Source organism: Rhodospirillales bacterium, from assembly GCA_016872535.1.
Taxonomy (GTDB): Bacteria; Pseudomonadota; Alphaproteobacteria; order Rhodospirillales; family 2-12-FULL-67-15; genus 2-12-FULL-67-15.
Genome location: VGZQ01000036.1, coordinates 16,977 through 31,846, shown reverse-complemented (window position 1 = coordinate 31,846; position 14,870 = coordinate 16,977). Strand labels below are relative to the sequence as shown.

Below are 14,870 nucleotides of genomic sequence, written 5' to 3'. Positions count from 1 at the left end.
GCCTGATCCGCGCCCATTCCTTGTCGTTCAGCCAGTAAAGATGCGCCATCCCAGCCTCCGTTCTCCTCGGAGGCTTGAATCACATCTTCGTAGCGTTGAGAATCCCCTAATTGAGTACAGACCCTAGAGTGGAAGGAACGATGGATTCGGAACGAACGATTTTTCACATCTGCCGGCGCGCCGAATGGGACGCGGCGGTCGGATCGGGTTTTTACGGCGGCTCGTCCCAGGACGCGACCGACGGCTTCATCCACTTCTCGACCGCGGCGCAGGTGGTGGCGAGCGCGGCCAAGCATCGCGCCGGACAAGCGGGGCTGGTGCTGATCGAAGCGGCGGTCGCGCCGCTCGGCGCCGCGCTCAAGTGGGAACCGTCGCGCGGGGGCGCGTTGTTTCCGCATCTCTACGGGTCGATGCCGGTTGCGGCGGCGGTGCGCGTGCTCGACCTTCCCCTCGGACCCGACGGACGCCACGTGTTTCCGCCCGACTTGGCGAGCGGCGGGCTTGCGCGCGCCGAGCGCCATAAGACGGAACGGGGATCGCGATGAACCTCTACCGTCTGCTGCGCCCCGCGCTGTTCGCCCTCGATCCCGAAACTGCTCATCGCGTCGCGGTGCTTGCTCTCAAGGCGGGCCTCGGCGAAGCGTACGCCAGGAAGGACGATCCGATCCTGGCGACGCGGGTCTGGAACCGCGACTTCCCGAACCCGGTCGGGCTCGCCGCCGGGTTCGACAAGAACGGCGAGGCGCCGGACGCGATCCTGGGATTGGGTTTCGGCTTCGCCGAAGCGGGCACGGTGACGCCGAAGCCGCAAGCGGGCAACCCGCGCCCGCGACTGTTCCGCCTTGTCGAAGACGAGGCGCTGATCAACCGCATGGGCTTCAACAACGATGGCGTCGAGGCGATGGCGGCGCGGCTTTCCCGGCGCGCGCGGCATGGAGTGGTCGGGGTCAACATCGGTCGTAATAAGGATAGCGTCGACGACGTTGCCGATTTTGTCGGGTGCGCGACGCGGCTGGCGCCGTTCGCCGACTATTTGGTGGTCAACGTGTCCTCGCCCAACACGCCGGGCCTGCGTGCGTTGCAGGAGCGCGAGCCGCTCGCGCGTCTTCTCGAAGCGGTCAGGGGCGCGTGCGATAAGGCGACGACGGCGGGCGCGCGCCCGCCGCTGATGGTCAAGATCGCGCCCGATCTCGTGGACGACGATCTTCGCGATATCGCCGAAGTCGCCCGCGCGCTGCCGGTGGACGGTCTCATCGCCACCAACACCACCATCGCGCGCCCCGGTAGGGGCGCAACATTTAATGCGCGCGAGGATTCGCTCGCGCGCCCGCCGGAATTGCGAAGCGCGCGGCGCGCCGAAACGGGCGGGCTTTCCGGCAAGCCGCTGTTTGAGGATTCGACCCGCGTTCTCGCGAAACTCTATACGTTGACCGGCGGCGCGATCCCGTTGATCGGCGTCGGCGGGATCGCCAGCGGTCGGGACGCGTATGCCAAGATCCGCGCCGGCGCGAGCCTGGTGCAACTCTACACCGCGCTGGTGTACGAGGGCCCCGGTCTGGTCGGCCGGATCAAGCGCGAGCTCGCGGACTGCTTGCGCCGCGACGGGTTCGCCTCGGTCGCGGCGGCCGTCGGTGCCGATCACCGCTGAGCGATGCGGGCGAGGTATTTTTCGGCGGCGCGATAGAGCAGCGGAGCGCAGGCGACCAGGAACACCATGCGCACGATGTGATGGACCGACACGAACGCGGTGTCGATGCCGAGCGCGAGGCTGACCAGGATCATCTCGGCGAGTCCGCCGGGCGCGAACGCCAGGATCAGGCCGGTGAACGGTAGGCCGGTCAGGCGCTCGAGCGCGAGCGCGGCGCCGATCGCGAGCGCGAGCATCAGGGCGGTAATGCCGGCGCCGATCGCCATGACGCCGAGGACCTTGCGCGCGGCGAAGCCGACGAAGCGCGCGCCGACGCCAGCTCCGAGCACGATCTGGGCGATATTGACGGCCTCGGCCGGCGGGCTCGCCGCCGTCAGGCCCGAGAGATGTGCGGCGGCGGACAGGACCATCGGCCCGAGCAATGGCGCGGCGGGAAGGCGCAGACGGCGCCCGCCAGCGTAGCCGACCACCGCGCAGACGACGAGGATGACGGCGTCCGGAACGCGGAGGGCGGCCGCCGCGCCGAGGCCGCTCGGCGTGTCCGGGGCGTAGCCGTGGAACAGGCGGAACCAGAACGGAATCGCGATCACGGTCACCAGGATACGCACGCTGTGGATCAACGACATGCGCCGCTCGTCGCCGCCCGATTGTTCGCCCAGAAACACCATTTCGCTGAATCCGCCGGGAACGCCCGCGTAGAACGCCGACGGCGCGTTGAAGCCCGGCGCCCGCGCGAGCAGCGGAGCGGCAAGCGCGATGATCGCGATCGTGTAGAGAAGAAGAACGACGAGGCTCGGCGTCCAACGCGCGACGCCCGCCACCACCTCGGGCGTGAAGGCGCTGCCGAGCATGGTGCCGACCACCGCGATCATCAGCGAGCGCAACACCGGCGGCATGGCGAGCGGTACGCCGGCGAGCGCAACGACGGTGGTGGCGCACATGGCGCCCATCATCCACGGCAGCGGCATCCTGAGCGCGGCGAACAGCCAGCCGCCCGCCGCGCCGATCATGAGCGCGAACGCAAGCCCCTTGAGACGGATCACGGTTGGAACTGCTCCCGGATGATCCGTTCCTCGAGTCCGTGTTCGGGGTCGAACAGCAGGGTCGCGGACAGCGACTGATCCTCGCGCACCGCGACCCGGGCGACATGGCGGATTTCGGTGAAGTCGGCGGTGGCGCTGACGCGCCGCTCGGCGGCGTCCAGCACTTCGATCAGGATCGAGGCCGTGCGCGGCAGCAGCGCGCCGCGCCAGCGCCGCGGGCGGAACGGGCTGATCGGCGTGAGCGCGAGCAGTCCCGCGCCGATCGGGATCACCGGGCCGTGCGCCGAGAGATTGTAGGCCGAGCTGCCGGCCGGGGTCGCGACCAGCACGCCGTCGCAGATCATTTCCGGCATCCGCACCACGCCGTCGACGCTGATGCGAAGCTTCGCCGCCTGGCGCCGCTCGCGCAGCAGCGAGACCTCGTTGATGGCGATGCCGTCGTGGGTTTTGCCGTCGAGGTCGAACGCGCTCATGCGCAGCGGATGGAGCACGGCGGGAACCGCCCTGGCGATCCGGTCGGGCAAGCCGTTCTCGTCGAACGCGTTCATCAGGAAACCGACCGAGCCCCGGTTCATGCCGTAGATGCGCTTGGCGCCGCCCATGAACCGGTGCAGCGTACGCAGCATCAAGCCGTCGCCGCCGAGGGCGACGATGACATCGGCCTTGTCGGGAGCGGCATCGCCGTAGCGCGCCGCGAGGCGCTTGCGGGCGGCCTCGGCCTCGGGGTTGGGCGCGGCGACGAAGGCGAGCGATGGGGCGGACGATGGAGCGGACATAGAGCACGCGGGTGCGGCGAAACGGCAAGGATCCAAGCCCGGCAGTATACCCGCTATGCCCGGTCAAGCCAGGGGCCGCGCGCGCCGTCAGTGCGCGGTGACGTGGCCGAATAAGCCCCACTCGATCAGACGTTCGGTCAGCGTCTCCAGAAATCTTTTGTCCTTGGCGATGACACGGGCTTGGAGCGGAAGGCCGGCAAGTTTCGGCGCGTCGGCCGCAAGCGAGGTGAGAAGTCCAAACGGAAATTTCCGGGTCGTACCGATGGCGGCGAGCGCGCGCGCAAGTTCGACACCGCTCATGTCCGGGAGTACGAGGCTTGCCAACACCGCATCGGGACGAGTGGAAAGCGCAAGCCCGATGGCGGCAACGCCGTTATCGGCGCAGGTGACGTCGAAGCCGCATGAGGCCAGCTCTTGGCGGACGATCCGCCGCTGCACATCCTTGGGCATGGCGAGCAGGATGTGAACCTCCCGGGCGGGGGTCGTGGCGGTGAAGCCGTGCCGCAAGCGCGGCAGGGAGCGGAGCAGGGCCGGATATTCCTCCTCCGGCGGATTGGTCCCCCGTTCGGCGATGGAGCGGATTGCGTCGAGAAACACCTGAAGGTCGCGCACATGCTTGGCCGGGGTTTCGAGCCCTTCGAGATAGTCCTCGAATTTGTGAGCGATCAGGGAAATGGCCGGAAAGCCGAACGTGGCGCCGCTTCCTTTGACGTTGTGGACCCGGCGCTGCAATTCGACCATGTCCTGATGCCAGTCGTCGTCGGGCTTCGACAAGCGTCCGACGATGGCATCGCATTCATCCATCGCGTCGCGACAACTGTCGCGGAACTCGGCGCTCAGGCGTTCCAATATGGCGCGAACTTTATCTTGCGGTGCAGCGGGCGCGGGCATTGATTTTTAAGTAGAAATCGGAGGGGGTGCTTTCAAGATACAAAGCGGGGAAAGGATTGTCTTTAAAAATAGACGGTTAGCCGCCGCACGGGGCGAAGGCCGATCCGGGCCGGGGTCCGTATACCCCGCGCGCCCCACCTGTTCTAGAGTGATGCCGAACGTTCGAAACGACAGCCAAGGACAACGAAGGAGAAACCCGTGACCAACGGCTCCGGAACACCGACGCGCGTGATCCCCGCGTTCGGTCGGATTTACGATCCCCTGATTCCTTACGTCTATCCCCTCGTCCGCGTCGTGACCGGCGCGATGCTGATCCCGCACGGTTGGGCGAAGCTGATCAGCGGCAGCCCGGCCGGGCTTGCCCAAAGCCTCGCCAAGATGGGGATGGAGCCGGCCTACGCGCTCGCGGTTTATGTCGGGACGCTCGAACTGGTCGGCGGCGCGATGCTGGTTGCCGGCCTTTTCACCCGCGTCGTCGCCGCACAGGTGATCGGCTTCATGGCGGTCGCCGCGTTCAAGGTCCACTGGGGCGCCGGATTTTTCTGGAACAAGGGCGGCTACGAATATCCCTTGTTCTGGGGGCTAATGGCGCTCGCGATCCTGATCCAGGGGGGCGGGCGCTTGTCGCTCGACGCGCGCATCGGCAAGGAGATTTGAGCGGCGTACGCGGCAGCCGAGATTACGGCTTGCCTTCGCGCTACCGCGCGCTCGCCGCATGTCGCCGGCCGGCGAGATAGACGACCCCGTTCGGCCCGGTCCACTCGCTGTGCGTGCGCTTGGCGTCGAGGGCGAATATATCGCCCGGACGATACGTGCGCGCCGCGCCGTTCACCACGATGGTAAACTCGCCCTCGAGAATCAGGGCCCGCACATCGTAGGGATGCGAGTGTTCGCCGGGTTTGTGGCCGGGGGCAAGACGCGCGTCGACGATCTCGTTATAACCGTCGCGTTTCAGGTCCGCTTCGAATGCGGCTCGGTCCATAGAGTGCGTTCCGAAGTGCCTACCATGTCAGCCGCCGGTGACGCTCATGTGCCGCTGCACGGCGGGCGCCGCGCGTTCGATGACGAAGTCGTGACCCTTGGGTTTGCGCCGGATCGCGGCGTCGATCGCGGCGTCGAGCAAGTCGTCGCTTTCGGAAGCGCGCAGCGGCGCGCGCAAGTCGGCCGCGTCGTCCTGGCCCAGGCACATGAAGAGCGTGCCGGTGCAGGTCACGCGCACCCGGTTGCAGCTTTCGCAGAAATTGTGGCTCAAGGGCGTGATGAAGCCGAGCTTGCGCCCTGTTTCCTTGATCCGCACGTAACGCGCCGGTCCGCCGGTGCGGTAATCGATGTCTTCAAGCGTCCAGCGCGACGCCAGGATTTTGCGTACCTCGGTCAGCGACAGATAACGGTCGACGCGATGGTGGTCGACTTCGCCCATCGGCATGGTTTCGATCATGGTCAGATCGAAGCCCTCGCGCCCGCACCAGTCGAGCATCTTGTCGAATTCGTCGTCGTTGACGCCCTTGAGCGCGACCGTATTGATCTTGATGGCGAGGCCGGCCGCCTTGGCGACGGCGAGTCCTTCGAGCACGGTCGGCAGATGGCCGCCGCGGGTGACGGCCTCGAATTTGACGGGATCGAGGGTATCAACCGAAACGTTGACGCGCTTGACGCCCGCGGCGGCGAGTTCGCCGGCGTATTTCCCGAGCTGGCTGCCGTTGGTGGTCAGGGTCAATTCGTCCAACGCGCCGGAGCGCAGATGGCGCGAGAGATTCCGCACCAGGCTCATTACGTTACGCCGGACCAACGGCTCGCCGCCGGTGAGCCGGATCTTGCGCACGCCCTTGCGCACGAACGCCGAGCAGAGGCGGTCCAATTCCTCGAGCGTCAACAGGTCCGACTTGGGCAAGAACGTCATGTCCTCGGCCATGCAATAGACGCAGCGGAAATCGCAACGGTCGGTGACCGAAACGCGGATGTAGGAGATGGAACGGCCGAAGGGGTCGATCATGATCGGAAAACGCACGGTCCTGGTTCGGGCCCAGATGGATTAGTTTATAGATTAGTTTATCTAATCCTTCTTTTCGACCCTTCGGCAAGCGTGGGTTTGGGGCCGGTTTATCCCTTTTTGACGGGCTTGGGGCCGGGTTCGACGGACGGCGATATGCCCTTCGCCTTCATGTCGGTCTGGGCCATGCGACGCAGCTCCTCGCGTTCCTTCAGGTAATCCTCGGTGGTGCGGACCATCGGGCGCGGCGCGCCGGCGAGCGGGTGCGTGTCTTCTTCGGCCATGGCCACCACCCGGCAGTTGTCGCACATCTTGAGGCGCTCCAGGGCTCCTTCGCCCGCGAACATGGGGTGTGCCTTCAGTTTTTCGGCGATGCGCTCGATCGACGAGCGAGCGCCGAACGGCTTGCCGCAACGGATGCACTGGAACGGCTCTTCTTCCTTGATGACCTGATGCGTTCGCGCCGCCGGCAGGAACGAGAGGCGCGGCTCGAGCGTGATGACTTTTTCCGGGCACGTGTTGCGGCACAAGCCGCACTGAACGCAGTTCGCCTCGAGGAACGAGAGCTGCGGCTTTTCGGTCGGATTGTCCTTCAGCGCGTTGGCGGGGCAGGCGCCGACGCAGGAAAGGCAGAGCGTGCAGCCGGCGACATCAACCTTGATTGCGCCGAATGGCGACCCTTCGGGCAAGGGCAGGACGTCGACCGGCTTCGGTGCGTGCGCATGCAGGTACGCGAGCGCCGACGCCAACGCCTGGCGCTTGCGGCCCATGATTTTGGCTTCGGTCGGCTCGGCGTCCTTGGTCGGCACCAATCCGCCGAGAACTCGCGCCAATTCTTCCGGATCCCGGGTTTCGACGATCACGATCCGGCCCACGCCGTAGCCGAGTCCGGCCATGACCGTATCGGCCAAGCCGGCTTCGCGGGCGAAGGGTTCGGTGTTCTTGTCGCGATCGGGCGCGAGCAGGACGACGATCCGTTCGGCACCGTAGGCGAAAGCGGCGAACATGAAATCGATGCCGATTTGCGTCGGCTGGTTGAGCGCGAACGGCAACACCCGCGCCGGCAGGCCGTCGCCGAACCGCGCGAGGGCGTCGATGATCTCGCCGCCTTTTTCGAGCGCGTGCACCAGCAATACCGGGTGTTCGCCGCCGGCCTTGGCGTAGGTGCCGAGGAGGACGCGGAGCCGATCGAACACGCCGTCGCCGCTGGGAAGCTGATAGGCGGCCGCGCCGGTCGGGCAGACGGCGGCGCACAGCCCGCAGCCGGCGCAGGCGTAAGGATCGTAGGCGATGCCGTCGCCCTCGGGCGCGGTCGCGCCGGTCGGGCAAACGTCGAGACAGCGGCGGCAGCCGATCTTTTGCGAGCGCGCATGGGCGCAAATCGCGGCGTCGTAGGCGATGTAGCGGGGCTTTTCGAACGTGCCGACCATGTCGGCGAGCCTGAGCAGCGCGTCCGCCACCTGGACCGGGTTGCCGGGATCGGGGCGGAAGTACCCGTCGCGCTTCTCGCCGCCGGGAAAGAGCGGCGCCTCGCCGCGCAGATCGAGGATCAGGTCGCATTCGGAAACGCCGGTGCCGCCGGCGTCGGCGAATTCGAGCGCGGCGCGCGCCGACGGTCTGGCGGGCGCGAAGTTTTCGACCTCGATCTTGAAATCGCCGAGGCGTCCCCGGGCGCTCTTGATCCTGCCGCGAAAGACCGGCACGTCCATCAGCGCGGGCGCGGGGATATCGTCGATGCGCCCGGTCAGCACGACGGTCGGGCTGAGCCGGCCGGCGAGCTTCTTCGCCGCCTGGATTGCGCCGTCGTCGCGCCCGAGGACGAGAAGGACCCCGGCGGATTCCATCGTGACGGCGGTCGCGGGAACGAGATCGAGCGCGGCCTCGGCGAGCAGGGCGGCGATCTTCGGCGTCGCCTGCGCGCCTTCGGCCGACCAGCCGGCCCGCTCGCGCACGTTGACGAAGCTGACCGGGCTCGCGCGTTCGATGCCCGCGCGGGTTTCCAGGAACAGCGGCGCTTCCTGGGTGCAGGCGATCAGCACCGGCGATTTGCCCTTGAGCGCGGATTCGGCGTTGGCAAGCTGGGCGCGGCAGAGCTGGGTGTTCGGCGCGCACGCACCACCTTGCAGCGCGCGCTCGAGCGCGCGCGCGTCCAGGCTCATGGTCCCTTCGCAATCGCAAACCAGGACTTTCTTGCCGTTGACGTCCATGGACTTTTAACCCTCTCCCCCGGCGATCGGCCGATAAACCACGATTTCCACGTGGATTTAACGCGATTTCGCGAGAGCTTGAGCAGTCCGACGGGGCGGTGGCAAGGGCAAAAAGAACCCGGCCCGGTCACCCTCGCGGGGACGTTTGGACGACCCCTGAAAATTCGTGGCGACGATATCTATATATGCGAAGCGCGCGAGTGTCCGCGAACGCACGCGGCGTCAAGGGAGATATCGACGGCGGCAATTCGGCTGGCCATCGTCGTGGCCGCTCGGAAAGGGTCGAGGAACCGCGGATGACTTGCTCCGCGCCGGATTTTACAATACTTGCTTCGGAGCCATTGGCCGGGAACCGCGTTGGGATCGTCGCCCGTGTCGAAACGAGCGAAACGACAAACTTCGGGTATCCGCGCGGCGGCGGGAATTTCCCCTCGCCGCGGCGAGGACGCGTTGGCCGCGCGTATCGTCAATGCGACGCTTGAGGCCGCCGACCGGGTCGGCTGGGATAATGTTTATCTCGCCGATATAGCGCGCGATCTCCGCGTGCCGGTGATCGAGGTGCGGCGCCGTTTCCGCGACCTCGACGCGGTGGCCGACGCGCATTTTGGGCGTGCGTTCGAGGCGATGCTGGCCGCAAGCCCGCGCGCCGGCGAGTCCCTTGGGCGTTCGCGCCCGGCGCCGGAGCGGATCGAAGCGTTGCTCGGCGCCTGGTTCGAATACCTGCGACCGCACGCCAAGACCAGCGCCGCGATGATCGCGGCGAAGCTCTACCCGTTTCATCCGCACCATTGGGTGCCGCTGATCTTTTCGCTCTCGCGGCTGATCCAATGGCTGCGCGACGCCGCCTTCCTGCGCGCGCGGTTGCCCCGCCGCCAGGGCGAGGAAATCGTCTTGAGCGCGCTGTTCGTGCTGGCGCTCGTCGCCTGGCGCGGCGACGGCGCGGCGGGCGAGCGCCGCGCCCGCGCCCTCGTCCGTCGCGCGCTTCAGACGCTTTCGATGATCTTGTGATATTCCTTCTCGCCGAACGCGCGGAGCGTGGTGGTGCGCACGAAGCCCGCCGAGCCGACGGTGAGCGCGAAGCGGGCGCAGGCCTCGTCGTTGGGCAGTTCGACGATCACGACCAGGTCGGGTCCGCCCATCACCAGATAAAAATCCTTCATCCGGCCGCCCAGCTTCTGAAGCAGTTTGCGCACGCCGGCGCGCCGCTTGGGCGATTGCTTGATCGCGGCGAGGCCCTTGTCGGTGTAATTGCCGAGAACGATGTAGGTATTCATGGCCGTTGACCTTCCCTGGGTTCGGTGGAGCAACCCCTCCGCCGCCCATTCTAGCCGATCCGGGGCGCCCCGTCGCCCCGCGCGCCTTCGCTCCGTTCGCGCCCCATGTCCCACCACAGCAATTCCCCGCGCAGGAAGGCCCCGGCCAATTCGTTCTCCGGCTTGGCGAAAAAGGCGTCGGCCGGCGATTTTTCCAGCAGCCGGCCGCGGTGCATGAACAGCACCTCGTCCGCCATGCGCCGCGCCTGGCCGAGATCGTGGGTGGTCATGATAATGCGCGTGCCGGCGGCGTGGATGGCGCCGATCAGTTCCTCGATCGAATGGGTGGCGGCGGGATCGAGGCTGGCGGTCGGCTCGTCGAGGAACAGCACCTCCGGGTTGAGCGCCCAGACGCGGGCGAGCGCGAGCCGTTGCTGCTCGCCGCCCGACAGCACCCGCGCCGGGCTTTCGGCCAAGTGGCTGAGCCCGGTCCACTCGAGCGCGTCGCGCACCACCACGCGGCGTTCGGCCTTGGGGAAGCCGCGCAGGGCGAGCGCGTAATCGACGTTGGCCGCGACCGAGCGGCGCAGCATCACCGGGCGCTGGAACACCATCGCCTGGTGCAGCCGGGGGTCGCGGCCTTCGGCGCCGTGCCAGACGACGGCGCCTTCGCTCGGCCGCACCAGGCCGTGGCAGAGGCGGAGCAACAGGCTTTTCCCGGCGCCGTTCGGCCCGATGATGACGGTGCACAAGTCGCGCTCGAACGCGCAGCCGACGTTCTTGATCAGGCGCTTGCCGTCGATGGCGAAGGAGACGCCTTGAAGCGCGAGCGGCAGGATCGAACGGGACGCGGGCGCGCTCATCCGTGCCTCCGCGCCGCGACTTCGCGGACCAGATAGGCGGCGGCGTTGATCGCGGTCGAGAGCAGGATCAGGACGAGGCCGAGGCCGAGCGCCAGCGCGAGATCGCCCTTGGAAACCTCGAGCGCGATCGCCGTGGTCATCACCCGGGTGACATGGTCGATGTTGCCGCCGACGATCATGACCGCGCCGACCTCGGCGCTGGCGCGCCCGAACCCGGCCAGCACCGCGGTCACCAGCGCGAAGCGCCCGTCCCAGAGCAGGGTCGCGACCGCGCGCGCGGGGCCCGCGCCGAGCGAGCGGAGCTGTTCGTCGTATTCCCGCCACAGATCCTCGATGGTCTGGCGCGTCAACGCGGCGACGATCGGCAGCACGAGAATGGTCTGGGCGACGATCATCGCCGCCGGGGTGAACAGCAGGCCGAACACGCCGAGCGGTCCCGCCCGCGACAGCAGCAGATAGACGATCAGGCCCACCACCACCGGCGGCAGGCCCATGAAGGCGTTGACCAGCACCACCAGACCGTGCCGGCCGGGAAAGCGGAACAGGGCGAGCGCGGCGCCGAGCGGCATGCCGATCAGGGAAGCGAGCGCGACCGAGGTCAGGCTGACTTGCAAGGAGAGCAGGACGATTTCGACCAGGTTGGCGTCGAAACCGATCAGCAGGCGCAACGCGGCGTCGAACGCGGAACCGATGTCGTTCAAGATGAAACTCCCGATCGGTTCGGACTAAACCATGCGCGGCGTCGGGTCTCGATAGGACATTTCGCGCATATCGCCGACCGTCGTTTCGGGCCCTTCGCCTCGGGAAAGCGCGCGGATTTCCGCCCCGCCCTTGCCCTCGGGGCGGGGCCAACCCATAGTCAAATCCGAAGCGGAAGAATCCATGGCCACGCCCCCATGACCACGCCCAGGCCCGATCTTCTCGTCCGGCCCGATCCGTCCGACCCGCGCCTCACGCGCAAGGTGGTCGGCGTGGACGAGCGCGGACGGCGGCTCGAAACCTCGGTCACGGTCGAGCGTCCGCTGACGCTCTATCTCAACGGCCAGGAAATCGTCACCATGATGACGATCGGCGATTACCCGGAATACCTGGCGCTCGGCTACCTCCTCAACCAGAACATGCTGCTGCCCGAGGACACGGTGCGCGCGGTCGATTTCGACGAGGACATCGGCGCCATCGTCGTGCGCACCGACCGGCGCACCGATTACGAGGAAAAACTCAAGAAGAAGACCATGACCTCGGGCTGCGCCCAGGGCACCGTGTTCGGCGACGTGATGGAGAAGTTCGAAAAGACGGCGCTGCCCCGGGAGGCGCGGTTCCGCACCTCGTGGCTCTACGACCTGCTCAAGACCCTCAACACCACGCCGAGCCTTTATTTGGAGGCCGGCGCGATCCACGGCTGCGCGCTGGCGCACGAAAACCGCGTGCTTATTTACATGGAGGACGTCGGGCGCCACAACGCCGTCGACAAGATCGCGGGCTACATGTATCGCCACGGCCTTTCCGGCGCCGACAAGATTTTCTACACCACCGGCCGCCTCACCAGCGAAATGGTGATCAAGACCGTGCAGATGGGCATTCCGATCCTGATTTCGCGCTCGGGCTTCACCGCCTGGGGCGTCGATCTCGCGCGCCAGGTGGGCCTGACCCTGATCGGCCGCGCGAAAGGAAAACGTTTCATCGCGCTCGCGGGCGAAGACCGGATCGTGTTCGACGCCGACGCCGATCAGGCCGAAGACGAGCCGGCGGGAGCCGGCCGCAAGGCCGGGCGGCCATGACCGGAGGAGCGGTGCCGGTCGGCATGCTGCTCGCGGGCGGCCGCTCCGAGCGCATGGGCGGCGGCGACAAGACGCTGCGGCCGCTGGGCGGGCGGCCGATGCTGGCGCGCGTCATCGAACGCGCCCGGCCGCAGGTCGGCGAGTTGATCATCAACGCCAACGGCGATCCGGCGCGTTTCGCCGCGTTTGGTTTGCCGGTGGTCGCCGACGTGATCGAGGGATTCGCCGGGCCGCTCGCCGGCATCCTGACCGCGCTCGAATGGACCGGGCGGCGCTATCCCGGCGCCGAGTGGGTCGCGTCGTTCGCGACCGACGCGCCGTTCTTTCCCGAAGACCTGGTTGCGCGGCTCCGGGCGGCTGTCGCGCGCGAAGACGCCGACCTCGCCTACGCGCGCACGCCCGATGGCGCGCACCCCGTGTTCGGATTGTGGCGGATCGATCTTCGTCACGGCTTGCACCGCGCGCTGACCGAAGAAAACACCCGCAAGGTCGATGTCTGGACCGCGCGTTACCGGGTGGCGCACGTCGATTATTCGACAACGCCGTTCAATCCCTTCTTCAACGTCAACCGACCCGAAGACTTAGCCTATGCCGAGGGGCTGCTGGCGAAAAACGTCGTCGGCTGAACCGACCAGCGGGACTCCGCCGTTATTTTTTTTCCCGTGCGCGCTTTGGCCGTGCCGACCGTTGGTGGCCGTGAAAGGGATCGTCGTGGCCGAGATGGGCGTGATGGCCCCGGCCATGGGCGTCGTCGTGGTCATGGGCGTGCGGATGGCCACCGGCGTTTCCGGGTTCGACATCGGTCGGCCAACGGGCATCGAGCTTGCATAGGCCGGCGACTTGGGGCGCCTCGTCGAGCAGCCACAACCGATTGAGCAATCGCTCCGCTTTCCGCCCGTCGAGGATGGGAAGCGCGCATTGAAAAAACTTATGGAACAGTTCGATTTCGCTGAGCGGTTTTTGCGGTGTGCCCTTGGCCACATCCATTTTCATTTCGATGATTCGTCCGCTTTTCAAGGTCACACCGACGATCGTTCGCGCCCGTTCGTGGCCGAGCGCATCGAGATCAGGATGTGCGCGGCAATGAATACGACGCATCAAGTCGAGTAACGGCTTTTGCCGGGGTATCCGGTCAAAATCGTCCGGAGTCAGGATTCCCCGGCAGGCGGCAAGTGCGACCACGAAGGGCAGGTTGCGGCGAAGTTCGGAAACATTGGTCGGTATCTTTAGCGACAGTGTTTCCGCCATGATGTTCGTGATTCCAATTTCGATCCGTTTGATCTCCCCGGCGCACATATCGTGCAGATTGACGATGGCGAGAATAAGGTCGAGAGCGGGGTGGGTAAGAGGATGGGAAGAGTAAACCCTAATGGCAAAGCCGGGTTGGAGGATCATGTACGGGTTGCCGAAGTTTTTTACTAACGCCAGTGGCTTCACGGCATCCGATGCCAATGGCAGATCGGGCACCGCGACGGTCAGACCTTCGGCGACGAACAGGGCCGCCTCGACGGCGGCACGGACCGAGTGCGCTTCGCGTAGCGCGGTGGTCGATGGCGCCTCGGTGGTGGGGCGGTCGCGCGCCGTCGTGGCCGCCCACAGCGAAAGCGCCGCGCGAGCCGCCTTAGGCTTGAGTTTGAGCAGTTTGGTGGCGGCGATCACGGCGCCGATGCCGGCGAAGGTCGCGGTTGGCGCGCATCCGGCGCGCAACGATTTAGGCTCCGCCGTGTCGGCGATGCGGGTGGCCGCTTCGACTCCGGCAAGATACGCGACGAGAAGAGCTTCGCCGGAAACGTTACGCGACTGGCCGATGGCGAGCGCTGCCGCCAGAACCGGCACCGTTGGATGGGCGAGAAGGCCGTAAATCGAGGTTTCGGTCGTCTGGACGTCGTCGTAATCGAGGACGCGGCCGCTGAACGCGTTGGCGAATGCGGCTGTTGGCGCGCTTACCGTGTGTCCGGTTCCGACGATGTCCGCGCCGGATCCATGTTCATTGGCGGCGAGACCGCGAACGAGGGCACGGGTCGTGGGCGCGCTGGCGCCGGCCAGCATGACGCCGATGCCGTCGATGATATGGAGCTTGGCCATTGCCCGCACGCGCTCCGGGATGCGATCGAAACGCTCACGCGACGCGAACGACACGAGCGCGTCGAAAATGTCCCGCTGTGGCGGTTGCCGGGTCGTTTTTTTCGTCATGTTTTTCGTCATGGGTTGGATCATTGATTCGCCAATCTGACCGTAGGTATCCGCTCGGCCGGATGGTTTAATGCCGCCCGAATGGGTGGTTCGACGAAGGGGCCAACGATCAGCGTGGATATGTGTAAAAGTCTGTCTGCAAGCGCGCCTCTGTGCACCGAATGAACAAAAAAGGAAATAGCAATAAGGCGTTGTCTGGTCGTCGGCCAATCCGATGGAAGGCGTCCA

At 66.5% G+C, this 14,870-nt stretch carries 16 protein-coding genes; 6 read left to right on the top strand and 10 right to left on the bottom strand.

Features of this window, described 5'->3' with window-relative positions:
- Positions 1–140 precede the first annotated feature (140 nt).
- Complete coding sequence (locus FJ311_08895; GenBank protein MBM3951556.1) at positions 141–545, top strand: DUF952 domain-containing protein; 405 nt, start codon at positions 141–143, stop codon at positions 543–545.
- Positions 542–1,648: a quinone-dependent dihydroorotate dehydrogenase gene (locus FJ311_08890; GenBank protein ID MBM3951555.1), complete on the top strand. Its 1,107-nt coding sequence runs from the start codon at positions 542–544 to the stop codon at positions 1,646–1,648. The genes FJ311_08895 and FJ311_08890 overlap by 4 nt, the downstream gene beginning before the upstream one ends.
- Here the strand turns inward: FJ311_08890 and FJ311_08885 are convergent.
- From FJ311_08885 to FJ311_08875, 3 genes are all read right to left on the bottom strand, one after another.
- On the bottom strand, positions 1,639–2,691 hold the full coding sequence (locus tag FJ311_08885) for an AbrB family transcriptional regulator (GenBank protein ID MBM3951554.1): 1,053 nt from the start codon (positions 2,689–2,691) through the stop codon (positions 1,639–1,641). The genes FJ311_08890 and FJ311_08885 overlap by 10 nt on opposite strands.
- Positions 2,688–3,467: an NAD kinase gene (locus tag FJ311_08880; protein MBM3951553.1), complete on the bottom strand. Its 780-nt coding sequence runs from the start codon at positions 3,465–3,467 to the stop codon at positions 2,688–2,690. The genes FJ311_08885 and FJ311_08880 overlap by 4 nt, the downstream gene beginning before the upstream one ends.
- A gap of 87 nt (positions 3,468–3,554) precedes the next feature.
- The gene (locus tag FJ311_08875; GenBank protein ID MBM3951552.1) at positions 3,555–4,358 is read right to left on the bottom strand and encodes a response regulator; all 804 of its coding nucleotides are present in this window, start codon (positions 4,356–4,358) and stop codon (positions 3,555–3,557) included.
- Positions 4,359–4,664: 306 nt separating this feature from the next.
- Here FJ311_08875 and FJ311_08870 point away from each other — a divergent pair, with 306 nt between their 5' ends.
- Positions 4,665–5,015 (top strand): DoxX family protein, encoded by a 351-nt coding sequence (locus FJ311_08870; GenBank protein MBM3951551.1) that lies wholly within the window; start codon positions 4,665–4,667, stop codon positions 5,013–5,015.
- Between the two features lie 40 nt (positions 5,016–5,055).
- Here FJ311_08870 and FJ311_08865 read toward each other — a convergent pair whose 3' ends face one another.
- From FJ311_08865 to FJ311_08855, 3 genes are all read right to left on the bottom strand, one after another.
- Positions 5,056–5,340, bottom strand: a complete 285-nt coding sequence (locus tag FJ311_08865) for a cupin domain-containing protein (GenBank protein MBM3951550.1) — start codon at positions 5,338–5,340, stop codon at positions 5,056–5,058.
- A 27-nt stretch (positions 5,341–5,367) separates the two neighbouring features.
- Positions 5,368–6,351 carry a GTP 3',8-cyclase MoaA gene (gene moaA, locus FJ311_08860; GenBank protein MBM3951549.1) on the bottom strand — a complete coding sequence of 328 codons (984 nt, stop codon included), beginning with the start codon at positions 6,349–6,351 and terminating at the stop codon, positions 5,368–5,370.
- A gap of 107 nt (positions 6,352–6,458) precedes the next feature.
- Positions 6,459–8,555, bottom strand: coding sequence for a 4Fe-4S dicluster domain-containing protein (locus FJ311_08855; GenBank protein ID MBM3951548.1), 2,097 nt, complete (start codon positions 8,553–8,555; stop codon positions 6,459–6,461).
- Between the two features lie 450 nt (positions 8,556–9,005).
- On the opposite strand from FJ311_08855, the gene FJ311_08850 reads away from it, so the two are divergent.
- Positions 9,006–9,563: a hypothetical protein gene (locus FJ311_08850; GenBank protein ID MBM3951547.1), complete on the top strand. Its 558-nt coding sequence runs from the start codon at positions 9,006–9,008 to the stop codon at positions 9,561–9,563.
- Here FJ311_08850 and FJ311_08845 read toward each other — a convergent pair.
- From FJ311_08845 to FJ311_08835, 3 genes are read right to left on the bottom strand one after another with little or no spacing between them, the layout of a single operon-like run.
- Positions 9,539–9,829 (bottom strand): GYD domain-containing protein, encoded by a 291-nt coding sequence (locus FJ311_08845; protein MBM3951546.1) that lies wholly within the window; start codon positions 9,827–9,829, stop codon positions 9,539–9,541. The two genes, FJ311_08850 and FJ311_08845, sit on opposite strands and share 25 nt — an antisense overlap.
- A 50-nt stretch (positions 9,830–9,879) precedes the next feature.
- On the bottom strand, positions 9,880–10,671 hold the full coding sequence (locus FJ311_08840; GenBank protein ID MBM3951545.1) for a phosphate ABC transporter ATP-binding protein: 792 nt from the start codon (positions 10,669–10,671) through the stop codon (positions 9,880–9,882).
- Complete coding sequence (locus FJ311_08835) at positions 10,668–11,372, bottom strand: ABC transporter permease subunit (GenBank protein ID MBM3951544.1); 705 nt, start codon at positions 11,370–11,372, stop codon at positions 10,668–10,670. The genes FJ311_08840 and FJ311_08835 overlap by 4 nt, the downstream gene beginning before the upstream one ends.
- Before the next feature lie 195 nt (positions 11,373–11,567).
- Here FJ311_08835 and fdhD point away from each other — a divergent pair, with 195 nt between their 5' ends.
- Positions 11,568–12,449, top strand: coding sequence for a formate dehydrogenase accessory sulfurtransferase FdhD (fdhD, locus tag FJ311_08830; GenBank protein ID MBM3951543.1), 882 nt, complete (start codon positions 11,568–11,570; stop codon positions 12,447–12,449).
- Between the two features lie 23 nt (positions 12,450–12,472).
- A complete protein-coding gene (gene mobA / locus FJ311_08825) occupies positions 12,473–13,075 on the top strand; it encodes a molybdenum cofactor guanylyltransferase MobA (protein MBM3951542.1) in 603 nt (200 codons plus the stop codon).
- 22 nt (positions 13,076–13,097) lie between these two features.
- Here mobA and FJ311_08820 read toward each other — a convergent pair whose 3' ends face one another.
- On the bottom strand, positions 13,098–14,852 hold the full coding sequence (locus tag FJ311_08820; protein ID MBM3951541.1) for a hypothetical protein: 1,755 nt from the start codon (positions 14,850–14,852) through the stop codon (positions 13,098–13,100).
- Between the last annotated feature and the right edge of the window lie 18 nt (positions 14,853–14,870).

Coding starts and splice junctions, on each gene's coding strand:
- FJ311_08855 (MBM3951548.1), bottom strand. CDS start 8,555: ATGGACGTCAACGGCAAGAAAGTCCTGGTTTGCGATTGCGAAGGGACC.
- mobA (MBM3951542.1), top strand. CDS start 12,473: ATGCTGCTCGCGGGCGGCCGCTCCGAGCGCATGGGCGGCGGCGACAAG.
- FJ311_08895 (MBM3951556.1), top strand. CDS start 141: ATGGATTCGGAACGAACGATTTTTCACATCTGCCGGCGCGCCGAATGG.
- moaA (MBM3951549.1), bottom strand. CDS start 6,351: ATGATCGACCCCTTCGGCCGTTCCATCTCCTACATCCGCGTTTCGGTC.
- fdhD (MBM3951543.1), top strand. CDS start 11,568: ATGACCACGCCCAGGCCCGATCTTCTCGTCCGGCCCGATCCGTCCGAC.
- FJ311_08875 (MBM3951552.1), bottom strand. CDS start 4,358: ATGCCCGCGCCCGCTGCACCGCAAGATAAAGTTCGCGCCATATTGGAA.
- FJ311_08845 (MBM3951546.1), bottom strand. CDS start 9,829: ATGAATACCTACATCGTTCTCGGCAATTACACCGACAAGGGCCTCGCC.
- FJ311_08890 (MBM3951555.1), top strand. CDS start 542: ATGAACCTCTACCGTCTGCTGCGCCCCGCGCTGTTCGCCCTCGATCCC.
- FJ311_08870 (MBM3951551.1), top strand. CDS start 4,665: ATGCTGATCCCGCACGGTTGGGCGAAGCTGATCAGCGGCAGCCCGGCC.
- FJ311_08880 (MBM3951553.1), bottom strand. CDS start 3,467: ATGTCCGCTCCATCGTCCGCCCCATCGCTCGCCTTCGTCGCCGCGCCC.
- FJ311_08865 (MBM3951550.1), bottom strand. CDS start 5,340: ATGGACCGAGCCGCATTCGAAGCGGACCTGAAACGCGACGGTTATAAC.
- FJ311_08840 (MBM3951545.1), bottom strand. CDS start 10,671: ATGAGCGCGCCCGCGTCCCGTTCGATCCTGCCGCTCGCGCTTCAAGGC.